Genomic DNA, 11,799 nt, shown 5'->3' with positions numbered 1-11,799 from the left:
CGCGCTTTTGAAAGCGGGAGTCTGTGACAGGTGAGTTCTTCGGTTTATTCGCCACGCCAGGTGGTGCTGCATTGGTTGTCGGCTATGGTGATCATCTGGACGCTGTTATCCGGCTTCTACGTGGCTGTCGTTGAGGTCGAACCTGAAACCAAGGATTGGGTGGCGTTTCTCAATGTTTCGCTGACTTCCCTCTACATCCCGATCTTCATCCTCAGGCTTTATTGCTCCTTCCTTCACGATCTCTCATTGCCCCTGAGGAAGCGCTCGCTTCCCGAATACACGGCGCTCTGTGTCCACAAGGCCATGTATCTCGTATTGGCTGTCGTCCTGTTGACCGGCGTGCTGATGATGGATCGCCCGATCAATGTGTTCGATATTCTGTTCTTCGAGGCACCGCTGAGCGACCCGAGTGTCACTGCATGGTTCATGCGAGTACACATTCAATCCTGCGTGGTTCTATTGATCCTGGTAGCGGTCCACGTGGGCGCGGTGATCAAGCATGAGTTGTGCGGTCGACGGGTTCTGAAAAACATGTCGATTCAGAAGAATGACCGCTACCGGGAATGATCACTCATCCGCACGCTGGCAAACGTTGACTCATTTCTGGCCTGATCCAGCACTGTCACCGGCCTGGTCGATGGCTGTTGTGCAACCACCGGTGTCGCCGGCTTGCGGCTCATTTCCGATCCCGCCCGCTCATCGCTGGGCGGCATGCCGAAGTACTCGCGATAGCATTTGGAAAAGTGCGGTGTGGACACAAACCCGCAGACCGTCGCCAGTTCAATGAGCGACATCGACGTTTGCTTGAGCAACTGCCGTGCGCGGATCAGGCGCAATCGCAAGTAGTACCGCGACGGTGTGCAGTTCAGGTATTTCTGGAACAGTCTCTCCAGCTGTCGACGCGACAACTCCACGTAATCGGCCAGGTTATCCAGGTCGATCGGCTCCTCGAGGTTGGCCTCCATCAACGCGACGATTTCCTGCAGCTTGGGCTGATGGGTGCCCAGTACATGCTTGAGCGGCACGCGCTGATGGTCCTGTTCGTTGCGGATGCGCTCGTAGACGAACATCTCCGAAATCGCCGCCGACAACTCACGACCATGATCGCGGCCGATCAGGTGCAGCATCATGTCCATGGGCGCGGTTCCACCGGAACTGGTGAAGCGGTTGCGGTCGAGGGTGAACAGGCTCGCGCTCATGCTGACCCGCGGAAACGCTTCCTGCATCGCCGCCAGAAACTCCCAATGCACGCTGCATTCGTAACCGTCGAGCAGACCGGCTTTGGCCAGCGCCCAGCTGCCGGTGCAGATGCCGCCCAGGCGCCGGGATTGGCGCGCCAGGGCCTTGAGCCAGGAGATGTGCTCGCGAGTGACCACGCTCTGTATGCCGACGCCGCCACAGACGATCACCGTATCCGCCACCCAGGGAGCGTCCCAGGAAGCATCCGGGGTGATCGGCACGCCGTCACTGGCCCAGACTTGCTGACCTCCGGGGCTGAACGTATGCCAGCGATACAGCTCCTGCCCCGACAATTGATTGGCCATGCGCAAAGGCTCCACGGCGGATGCCAGGGAGATCAGGGTGAATTGATTGAGCAAAAGGAAACCGACGACCTGGGTTGGTTTGGCGTCGGGCAGGGTGGACCTGGATGACATCGTGGTCATGACCTCGGATGGAGCAATGACGGCCAGAGGCACGGTCGCAAGGTAGCGCCGTGCCTCTGGTGTGTGGAGCCGGGATCTCTATCGAGTTATCCCACGGAGGTCGCCCTTGCAGGCTGCGCGGATTGCCGCGAGGTGATCAGACCGATGAAGGAAATCACCAGCGCCAGGCCGATGGTCGTGCTCACTTCAGTGCGGTGTTGCGGGGAAATCATCATCACCGTCAGCGCCGCGCAAATGAACACGATCACCAACCACGTCAGCCATGGAAACAGCCACATGCGAAAGGTCAGTTCGACGTTCTGTCGACGCAGCATCCGGCGCATGCGCAACTGCGACACCGCAATGGCGAGGTACACCAGCAAGGCGATTGCACCGGAACTGGCCAGCAGGAATTCGAACAGGCCGGCGGGCATGAAATAGCTCCACACGGTGATGCCCGCACCCAATACGCTGCTGGCGATCACCGCTGCCCGTGGTACGCCTTCGGACGAGGTCACTTTCAGCACCTTCGGCGCATCGCCTCGACGGCCCAGCGAGTAGAGCATGCGCGAGGCGATGTAGATCGAGGAGTTCATGCAACTGGCCACGGCGATCAGCACCACCACGTCGACCATGAATTTGGCGTGGGGGATGTTCATGATTTCCAGCGCACGCTGGTAGGAGCCCACTTCGGCCAGCAGCGGATCGTTCCAAGGCACCACGGAGATGACCACGAAGATCGACAACAGGTAGAACACACCAATGCGCCAGATCACCGAGCGGGTGGCCTTGGCGATGTTCTGCGACGGGTTGTCGGATTCGGCGGCGGCGATGGTCACAGCCTCGGTGCCGATGAAACTGAACATGATGGTGATGAAGGCGCCCACCACGGCCGACAAGCCATTGGGTGCGAAGCCGCCGTGTTCGGCCATCAGCCCGCTCAAGCCGCTGACCTGCCGATCGGGAATCCAGCCCATCAACACCGCGAAACCCACGCCGATGAAACCAATGATCGCCACGACCTTGGCCATGGCGAACCAGAATTCGAACTCACCATATTTGGCGACACTGAACAGGTTGGTGATCACCAGCACGATGATCGACACCAGGGCGAACAGCCAGGCATCGATCTGCGGGAACCACTGGTTGAGCACATGGCCGGCGGCGAGTGCCTCGATGGGAATCACCAGCACCCAGAACCACCAGTAGAGCCAGCCGATGGTGAAGCCCGCCCAGCGACCGATGGCCTGGTCGGCGTAGGTGGAAAACGAACCGGTGTCGGGATGGGCCACCGCCATTTCACCGAGCATGCGCATGACCAGAACCACCAGCAGTCCCGAGAACAGATAAGCCAGCAATACCGCCGGGCCGGCCGCCGCAATGGCATGCCCGGAGCCTACGAACAATCCGGCGCCGATGATCCCGGCGATAGACAACATGGTGACGTGACGAGGCTTGAAGCCCTGCGCCAATTGGCCGTTCGAATCCTTGGAGCTCGGGCTGATCATTATTTTTTTTCTCTGAGAGCGACATTGAAACGTGCTGATGGGGGGCAAGTGATGGTCACGGTTGCCTGATGCCCTTTCTGAACGCGGCGCCCTCCAGACGCGGCCGCTCCAGTCAAACCCACCTTCGTGATGTGGTTATATCGGTGAAAAGCAGCGCCACCTTACCCGGCTTGTCCGACAATCGAGTTTCCTGATTACGCCACCTTGGTGTCTGAAATCGACACAGGCAGGCTTTGCGTTCACAAAGAAAACCAATTGGTCACTGGGTGGCAAAAAGCGATTGTCGGGTTTTTCCAGGGATCGGGCAAAACTGCGGCGAGGCGTTTGGTACGGGCGTTTCAAGTGTGGGGCAGGAGAGGCAGAGGCGTAACGGGGGAGGTGTGCCGCATCGAGTCGTTACCTGAATAACCACTCGAGCGGCAGATGTCGCTTTTGTAACCGGGTGTCGTTTTGTTGCGGGATCAGGCGAAGACGAAATACTTGCGCACGGTTTCCACCACTTCCCAGGTGCCTTTCATGCCCGGCTCGATGACGAAGATGTCGCCGGCACGCAGGTGGATCGGCTCTTTGCCTTCAGGGGTGATGATGCAGTAGCCCTCGCGGAAGTCGCAGTATTCCCATTTCACGTATTCCACGTACCACTTGCCCGGCGTGCAGATCCAGGTGCCCATGATCTTGTTGCCGTCTTCGCTGGTGTAGGCGTTGAGGTTGACGGTGTGCGGATCGCCTTCGAGTTTTTCCCACTTGCAGGCGTCGAGGACGGGCAGCGGATGGGTGTCGCGAAGTACGGTGATCGGTGAATTAGCGGTCATGATGACTCCGGGCCGGGCATGGATGGATAAAGTTGCAAGCGCCCATCCTGACGGGCTTGCCGGGGCCTGAGTTGTCTGTGCTCGACATCGGGCTATCCAGAAGCGCAATGACGGCTCACGGGTTCTGTTGAAATTTCCTGCGCGGCATCGTCGAATTTCTCGCATTTTTTGCGACATGGAAGGCGGATGCCGGTGATCTTTGCAAGAATCTATACAGACATCACTCGTATCATTTACCTCGGGAAATTCCGGAAAGCGCTGCAATGAAAAAAACAATGTGGGACATCAGCCCGCCTTTGAGTACCACCACACCGACCTGGCCCGGGGATACGCCGTTTCAGGAAGAGCGCGTCTGGACCTACGGCCCCGAATGCCCGGTGAATGTCGGGCGCATTACCCTGTCGCCCCACACTGGCGCCCACGTCGACGCGCCGCTGCACTACAGCCCTGATGGCGCCGCCATTGGCGAGGTGCCGCTGGATGTCTATATCGGGCCATGCCGCGTCCTGCATTGCCTGGACAGCGGCGCGCTGGTCCAGCCCGAACAGCTCGCAGGAAAGCTGGAAAACCTGCCCGAGCGGGTTCTTTTGCGCACCTATCGTCAGGTGCCGCTGAGCAACTGGGATCCGGATTTCACGGCAATCGCCAAGGAAACCATCGAGCTGCTGGCAAGCCATGGCGTGCGCCTGGTCGGCATCGACACGCCCTCGCTGGACCCGCAGCAATCGAAAACCATGGACTCGCACAATGCGGTGGCGCGTCACGGCATGGCCATTCTGGAGGGCATCGTGCTGGATGAAGTCCCGGAAGGGGATTACGAACTGATCGCTCTGCCGCTGCGTTTTGCCCATCTCGACGCCAGCCCGGTGAGGGCCATCCTGCGTCCACTGAATTCGCCTCAACCCGAGGAAGCTTCCCAATGAGCCAATGCCCTTATTCTTCTGCCACCCCGCCTGAGGGTTGGCATAACGCTGAGCTGAATTTTTCCGATTCGATGAGCTACGGCGACTACCTGGACCTGGGGCGCATCCTCACGGCCCAGCACCCCTTGTCGCCGGATCACAACGAGATGCTGTTCATCATTCAGCACCAGACCTCCGAGTTGTGGATGAAGCTGATGCTGCATGAGCTCAAGGCTGCCCGCGAGCATGTGCGTCTGGGCGAGTTGCCGCCGGCGTTCAAAATGTTGGCGCGGGTGTCGCGGATCTTCGACCAGCTGGTGCATGCCTGGACCGTGCTGGCGACCATGACGCCCACCGAGTACCACTCGATCCGGCCGTTCCTGGGGCAGTCCTCGGGCTTCCAGTCGTTCCAGTACCGGGAGATCGAATTCATCCTCGGCAACAAGAGCGCGACCCTGCTGCAGCCCCATGCCCATCGTCCGGAATTGCTGGCGGAGTTGGAAAAGGAAATCGCCACGCCTTCGCTGTACGACGAAGCGATTCGCCTGCTGGTGAGTGCCGGCCTTGAGATTGATCCGCAGCGTTTTCAGCGTGATCCGTCGCAGCCGACGGCGCATGACAGCTCGGTGGAAGCCGCCTGGCGTGAGGTCTACACCAACCCTTCGCGTTACTGGGACCTGTATCAATTGGCGGAAAAATTCATCGATCTGGAAGACTCATTCCGCCAGTGGCGTTTTCGCCATGTGACCACGGTTGAGCGGATCATCGGTTTCCAGCCGGGCACCGGTGGCACGGAAGGGGTGGGCTATCTGCGCAAGATGCTCGATACCGTGCTGTTCCCTGAGCTATGGCGGCTTCGTTCGACTCTCTGACAGCGCACACAAAAAAGCCCCGGCATTCACTGAATACCGGGGCTTTTTACTGTGCGATTACTGCGCGACTGGCAGGTCGCGATGCCGGGCCATGCGGATCCGGTAGAACACGTAGATGACCGCGATCCAGATCGGAACGGCGATCACCGAGGCGCGAATGCCGGGAATCATCCACATCACGTAGATGATCACGGCCATGAACGCCAGGCACAGGTAGTTGGTGTACGGCGACCAGAACGCCTTGAAGCCCGGCACCACGCCGCGCTCGGCCATGGCCTTGCGGAACTTCAGGTGCGTCAGGCTGATCAGTGCCCAGTTGATCATCAGGGACGCGACCACCAGGGCGAACAGCAACTCCAGTGCTTCGTGCGGCGCCACGTAGTTGACCAGCACCACCAGCATGGTGACCAGCGCCGATACGCCCAGTGCCAGCAACGGCACGCCTTGCTTGTTCAGCTTCATCAGCGCCTTGGGCGCATCGCCCTGTTCAGCCAGGCCGAACAGCATGCGGCTGTTGCAGTAGACGCCGCTGTTGTAGACCGACAAGGCCGCGGTGAGCACGACGAAGTTGAGGATCTGTGCGGCGGTGTCGCTGCCGATCAGCGAGAAGATCTGCACGAACGGACTGCCACCGTAGGCATCGCCGGAAGCGCCCAGGGTCTGCAGCAGTTGGTCCCATGGGTACAGCGACAGCAGCACGGTCAGTGCGCCGACGTAGAAAATCAGCACCCGGTAAACCACCTGGTTGATGGCTTTGGGAATGACTTTGCGCGGTTCGCTGGCTTCGGCGGCGGTGATGCCGACCAGTTCCAGGCCACCGAAGGCGAACATGATGAAGGCCATCGACATCAGCAGGCCGCTGTAGCCGTTGGGGAAGAAGCCGTTATGGCTCCACAGGTTGCTCACAGAGGCTTGCGGGCCGCCGGTGCCGCTGAACAGCATGTAGCAGCCCAGGGCGATCATGCCGATGATCGCCACGACCTTGATGATCGCGAACCAGAATTCCATCTCGCCGAAGATCTTCACGTTCAGGGTGTTGATCAGGTTGACCAGCACGAAGAACACCGCGGCGCTGACCCAGGTCGGGACCTCGGGCCACCAGAACTGGATGTACTTGCCGACCGCCGTCAGCTCGGCCATGCCCACCAGCACATACAACACCCAGTAGTTCCAGCCCGACAGAAAGCCGGCAAAGCTGCCCCAGTAGTTGTGGGCAAAGTGACTGAAGGAACCGGCGACCGGCTCCTCGACGATCATCTCGCCCAGCTGGCGCATGATCAGGAAAGCGATGAAACCGGCGATTGCATAGCCGAGGATCATCGATGGACCGGCGGACTTCAGTACCCCGGCAGAACCCAGGAACAACCCGGTACCAATGGCTCCACCCAATGCGATCAGTTGAATATGCCGATTCTTCAACCCCCGCTTGAGTGTGCCGGTTTGCAACATTTCGTCCGCCATCGCGTTCCCTTCTGAATTTTTGTAGTCAGGCTGTTTTTGAAAGGGGAGATCTTACTCTTAGTGGCCTTTTCGATACACATTTGCAGAAATTGTGGGAGCGAGGCTTGCCCGCGAAGGCGGTGTGTCAGTCGCCATTGAGGTTGGCTGAGCTGACGCTTTCGCGGGCAAGCCACGCTCCCACAGGGTTTTGTGTTGGCAGGTTTTATTTGCGGATCACCAGATCCAGCAACTCCTCCCGCTCCTTGATCTTCTGCAAAACGATTTCCGAACGAATATCGGTCACGCCCGCCGTGCGGTTGAGGTGGTTGACGATGAAATCGGAGAAGTGCTTGAGGTTGCGGGCCTGGATTCGCAGCACATAGTTGCTCGCCCCGGTGATCACGTAGGCGGTGGTCACTTCCGGCCAGGACTGGACCTTCTTGATGAAGGTCTCGTGCCAGTCCTCGACGTCTTGTCGCAGCGATACATGGACGATGGCTTCCAGTTCGATGCCCAGTTGCTCGGCATTCAGCACTGCGCGATAGCCGGTGATCACGCCCTCGCTTTCCAGGAGGCGCAGGCGGCGCAGGCAGGCCGACGGCGAGAGGGCGACTTTCTCCGCCAGTTCCTGATTGCTGATACGTCCATCCTGTTGCAGTTGATGCAGGATTCGCAGGTCTGTCGCGTCGAGATTCATGATTGAAATAAATCCACGGTTATTGGCGGGTGAGTCGAATTTTCTGCGAGATAACTACGCGATGGCTGCGCACTTTGCACGAAAATTCTTCAATGCTTCGTTCATTATCTTTTCACAGATAAAGGCGTTCTGCGTCGCGCCTGCCAATTTTCACGACCTGACCGAAACAGGATTCACCATGACAACAAGAAACGATTGCCTGGCCCTCGATGCCCAGGACGCCCTGGCGCCATTGCGCCAACAGTTCGCGCTGCCTGAAGGCGTGATTTATCTCGATGGCAACTCCTTGGGCGCGCGACCTGTCGCGGCGCTGGCACGGGCTCAGGCGGTGATCGCCGAAGAGTGGGGCAACGGCCTGATTCGTAGCTGGAACACCGCCGGCTGGCGCGATCTGAGCGAGCGCCTGGGCAACCGCCTGGCCGGCCTGATCGGCGCCGGTGACGGCGAAGTGGTGATCACCGATACCACCTCGATCAACCTGTTCAAGGTGCTCAGCGCCGCACTGCGCGTGCAGGCAAGCCGTTCGCCGACGCGCCGGGTGATCGTCACCGAGAGCAGCAACTTCCCCACCGACCTGTACATCGCCGAAGGCCTGGCCGAGATGCTGCAGCAGGGCTACAGCCTGCGTCTGGTGGACAGTCCCGAAGAACTGCCCCGGGCAATCGACCAGGACACGGCAGTGGTGATGCTCACCCACGTCAACTACAAGACCGGCTACATGCACGACATGCAGGCCCTGACCGAGCTGACCCACGAGTGCGGCGCGCTGACCATCTGGGACCTGGCGCACTCCGCCGGCGCGGTGCCGGTGGACCTGCATCAGGCGGGTGCCGACTACGCCATCGGCTGCACCTACAAATACCTCAATGGCGGCCCCGGCTCCCAGGCGTTCGTCTGGGTCTCGCCGCAACTGTGCGATCTGGTGCCGCAGCCGTTGTCCGGCTGGTTCGGCCATTCGCGACAGTTCGCCATGGAGTCCCGTTACGAGCCGAGCAAGGGCATCGCCCGTTATCTGTGCGGCACCCAGCCGATCACGTCACTGGCGATGGTCGAGTGCGGCCTGGATGTCTTCGCCCAGACCGACATCGCCAGCCTGCGCCGCAAATCCCTGGCCCTGACCGATCTGTTCATCGAACTGGTCGAGCAGCGCTGCGCCGGCCATGAACTGACCCTGGTCACGCCACGCGAACATGCGAAGCGCGGCAGCCATGTCAGCTTCGAACACCCCGAAGGCTACGCGGTGATCCAGGCCCTGATCGCCCGCGGCGTGATCGGCGACTACCGCGAACCGCGGATCATGCGCTTCGGCTTCACTCCGCTGTACACGAGCTTCACCGAGGTCTGGGACGCGGTGCAGATCCTCGGCGAAATTCTCGACCAGAAGACCTGGGCGCAAGCGCAGTTCCAGGTTCGCCACAGCGTCACCTGATCGATCATGCGTACGTGCCGCCGGGGTTATTCCCGGCGGCATTCGTTTGTGCGCTGATCGGTCCTGCTGTTCATCGGTAAAAAACAACAACGTGCCCTTCAAGAAAGACAAAATCCAAAGGCCATAGAAATGACCGAAAACTCTGGTTTTGAAACGATATCCAACCGTGAAAACGGCTTGCGGCGTCAGCTGACGTCGGGGCAGATGAGCATGATCGCCATCGGCGGCGCGATCGGCACCGGCCTGTTCATGGGCAGCGCCTACGCCATCGGTTATGCAGGCCCCAGCGTGCTGGTCAGCTACGCCATCGGCGCGATCATCACCCTGCTGCTGATGGGCTGCCTGGCGGAAATGACCGTGGCCCATTCGACCTCGGGCTCGTTCGGCGCCTATGCCGAGTTCTATATCAGCCCGCTGGCGGGTTTTTTGGTGCGCTATGCCTATTGGGCGGCCATCGTGCTGGCGGTCGGCACCGAGGTGACGGCGGTGGCGATGTACATGAAGTACTGGTTCGCCAACGTGCCGGAGTGGGTGTGGATCCTGTCGTTCTCCAGTGTGCTGATCGCGCTCAACGCCATCAGCGTGAAGACCTTCGGCACCTTCGAGTACTGGTTCTCGACCATCAAGATCGGCGCCATCGTTGGCTTCATCATTCTGGCGGTCTACCTGGTGTTCGGCTCCGCCAACCCCGAATACGGCGTGCACAACTACACCGCCCATGGCGGTTTTTTTCCCAATGGCGTGCAGGGCATGTGGATCGCGGTGATCGTGTCGATCTTCAGCTACCTGAGCGTGGAGATGATCGCGGTGGCGGCCGGTGAAGCCAAGGACCCGGAACAGGCGGTGAAGAAAGCCTTTCGCGGGACCATCGTGCGGCTGGTGGTGTTCTACCTGCTGACCCTTGCGCTGATGTTGGCGATCGTGCCGTGGGACCGCTCCGGCCAGACCCAGAGCCCGTTCGTCACGGTGATGCAGGCCATCGGCATTCCCGGTGCGACCGGGGTGATGAACTTCGTGATCCTGATTGCGGCGCTGTCGGCGATGAACAGCCAGTTGTACATCACCACGCGCATGATGTTCAGCCTGTCCCGTGGCGGCTACGCGCCCAAGGCCATGGGCAAGTTGAGCCCGTCGGGGATTCCGCTGAACGCACTGTTGCTGTCCAGTTCGGGCATCGCTTTGGCGACCCTGCTCAACATCCTGTACCCGGAAAGTTCGTTCACCCTGATGATGGCGATTTCCATGTTCGGCGCCATCTTCACCTGGTTCATGATCTTCCTGACGCACTACTGCTTCCGGCGTTATCACCAGCGCCACGGCGAGCGCAAACTGTCGTTCCGCATGCGCCTGTTTCCCTACACCACCTGGCTGGGCCTGCTGCTGATGGGGGCGGTGATGATCACCACTTACTTCACTGCCGACTTCAAGATGACCCTGGTGTTCGGCGTGCCGTTTCTGCTGTTGCTGAGTTGTGTTTACGGCCTGTTTTTCCGCAAGGGCAAACCGGGTTCAATCGGCGCGCAGGGCGTCGAGCAGGGTTCTGGCGTAGCCGGGCAGGCCGGTGAATGAACGGGCGCACAGCAGCAGTTTGCGCTGTGCCCAAGGCTCTTCAAGGATGAAGCTTTTCAGCGCCTGATTGGCGGTGTATCGCTGCAGGGCTGCGGCCGGCACGATGCCAAGGCCAGCGCCGTGAGCGACCATGCGCATCACGCCGTCGAAGCCTTCGGCGCGGATGCGGATTTGCAGGCGAGCGCCGGCGTGCAGGGCCTGTTCTTCGAGGTACACCGCCAAGGCGCTGTCGGCGGCCAGCCCGACGTAGTCGTGGCGCAGGGTATCGGCGAAGCGCGGTGCCGTGTCTGCGGCCAGCGGGTGGTCGGGGGGCATGATCAGGGCGAGCGGATCGTCACGGAAGGGCAGGATTTGCAGTTCGTGGGTGTCGACGGCATCGGAGACGATGCCCAGATCCGCCGCACCCTGGCGCAGGGCGTGGACGATGCGCAGGCTGGGCATTTCCTGCAGGTCGATGTCGAGGTTCGGATGACGGCAGAGGAAGTCCGCCAACAGTTCCGGCAGGTGTTCGGCGATTGCCGTGGTGTTGCAGAGCAGGCGGACCTGACCTTTGACGCCCTTGGCATATTCGGCCAGCTCTTGCTGCATGCGTTCGGCCTGTTGCAGCAGCAGTCTTGCGTGTTGCGCCAGGGCTTTTCCTGCGGGTGTCGGCGTGACTCCACGGCGGCCGCGTTCTAGGAAATCAACGCCCAATGAAGATTCCATCGCCCGGATTCGTGCGCTGGCCGCTGCCAGGGACAGATGACTGCGCGCCGCGCCGGCGGTGATGTTGCCGGTGTCGAGGATGTGCAGGTAGAGGCGCAGGTCGGTGAGGTCGAAGTGCATGGGGGCCTTGGAAGTTGTGGTGTCTGTGAGGGCCTCTTCGCGGGCAAGCCCGCTCCCACAAGGTTTTGGGTTGTTCACACAATTAGCGCACGACACAAATCC

The 11,799-nt window shown here is 60.3% G+C and carries 11 protein-coding genes; 5 read left to right on the top strand and 6 right to left on the bottom strand.

The genetic code is table 11. The features are described 5' to 3' along the window. The first annotated feature begins 30 nt into the window (after positions 1-30). Positions 31-567 (top strand): cytochrome b, encoded by a 537-nt coding sequence (locus ACW9JE_RS14875; RefSeq protein WP_457433164.1) that lies wholly within the window; start codon positions 31-33, stop codon positions 565-567. On the opposite strand, the gene gbdR is transcribed toward ACW9JE_RS14875, so the two are convergent. The 3 genes from gbdR to ACW9JE_RS14860 all read right to left on the bottom strand — a co-directional run bounded on the left by gbdR (position 555) and on the right by ACW9JE_RS14860 (position 3,963). Next, positions 555-1,655: a choline metabolism transcriptional regulator GbdR gene (gbdR, locus tag ACW9JE_RS14870; protein ID WP_457433163.1), complete on the bottom strand. Its 1,101-nt coding sequence runs from the start codon at positions 1,653-1,655 to the stop codon at positions 555-557. The two genes, ACW9JE_RS14875 and gbdR, sit on opposite strands and share 13 nt — an antisense overlap. A gap of 95 nt (positions 1,656-1,750) precedes the next feature. Continuing rightward, a complete protein-coding gene (gene gabP / locus ACW9JE_RS14865; protein ID WP_457433162.1) occupies positions 1,751-3,151 on the bottom strand; it encodes a GABA permease in 1,401 nt (466 codons plus the stop codon). Between the two features lie 461 nt (positions 3,152-3,612). Next, the gene (locus ACW9JE_RS14860; RefSeq protein WP_110966221.1) at positions 3,613-3,963 is read right to left on the bottom strand and encodes a cupin domain-containing protein; all 351 of its coding nucleotides are present in this window, start codon (positions 3,961-3,963) and stop codon (positions 3,613-3,615) included. A gap of 263 nt (positions 3,964-4,226) precedes the next feature. Here ACW9JE_RS14860 and kynB point away from each other — a divergent pair, with 263 nt between their 5' ends. Both kynB and kynA read left to right on the top strand, forming a co-directional pair. Next, positions 4,227-4,886, top strand: coding sequence for an arylformamidase (gene kynB / locus ACW9JE_RS14855; protein ID WP_224539202.1), 660 nt, complete (start codon positions 4,227-4,229; stop codon positions 4,884-4,886). Beyond that, on the top strand, positions 4,883-5,737 hold the full coding sequence (gene kynA / locus ACW9JE_RS14850) for a tryptophan 2,3-dioxygenase (RefSeq protein ID WP_224539203.1): 855 nt from the start codon (positions 4,883-4,885) through the stop codon (positions 5,735-5,737). The genes kynB and kynA overlap by 4 nt, the downstream gene beginning before the upstream one ends. A gap of 57 nt (positions 5,738-5,794) precedes the next feature. On the opposite strand, the gene ACW9JE_RS14845 is transcribed toward kynA, so the two are convergent. Together ACW9JE_RS14845 and ACW9JE_RS14840 are read right to left on the bottom strand one after the other, a co-directional pair. Continuing rightward, positions 5,795-7,198: an amino acid permease gene (locus ACW9JE_RS14845; RefSeq protein WP_457433161.1), complete on the bottom strand. Its 1,404-nt coding sequence runs from the start codon at positions 7,196-7,198 to the stop codon at positions 5,795-5,797. A 202-nt stretch (positions 7,199-7,400) separates the two neighbouring features. After that, positions 7,401-7,874 (bottom strand): Lrp/AsnC family transcriptional regulator, encoded by a 474-nt coding sequence (locus tag ACW9JE_RS14840; protein ID WP_224539208.1) that lies wholly within the window; start codon positions 7,872-7,874, stop codon positions 7,401-7,403. A gap of 178 nt (positions 7,875-8,052) precedes the next feature. Between ACW9JE_RS14840 and kynU the strand changes: the two genes are divergently transcribed. Then, positions 8,053-9,303 carry a kynureninase gene (gene kynU / locus ACW9JE_RS14835; RefSeq protein ID WP_457433159.1) on the top strand — a complete coding sequence of 417 codons (1,251 nt, stop codon included), beginning with the start codon at positions 8,053-8,055 and terminating at the stop codon, positions 9,301-9,303. A 129-nt stretch (positions 9,304-9,432) separates the two neighbouring features. Continuing rightward, a complete protein-coding gene (locus ACW9JE_RS14830; protein WP_457433158.1) occupies positions 9,433-10,872 on the top strand; it encodes an amino acid permease in 1,440 nt (479 codons plus the stop codon). Here the strand turns inward: ACW9JE_RS14830 and ACW9JE_RS14825 are convergent. Further along, the gene (locus ACW9JE_RS14825; protein WP_457433157.1) at positions 10,813-11,697 is read right to left on the bottom strand and encodes a LysR substrate-binding domain-containing protein; all 885 of its coding nucleotides are present in this window, start codon (positions 11,695-11,697) and stop codon (positions 10,813-10,815) included. The two genes, ACW9JE_RS14830 and ACW9JE_RS14825, sit on opposite strands and share 60 nt — an antisense overlap. Positions 11,698-11,799: the final 102 nt, after the last annotated feature.

This window comes from Pseudomonas sp. SDO55104_S430 (genome assembly GCF_054070595.1).
This window is presented reverse-complemented; position numbering and strand designations above follow the sequence as displayed.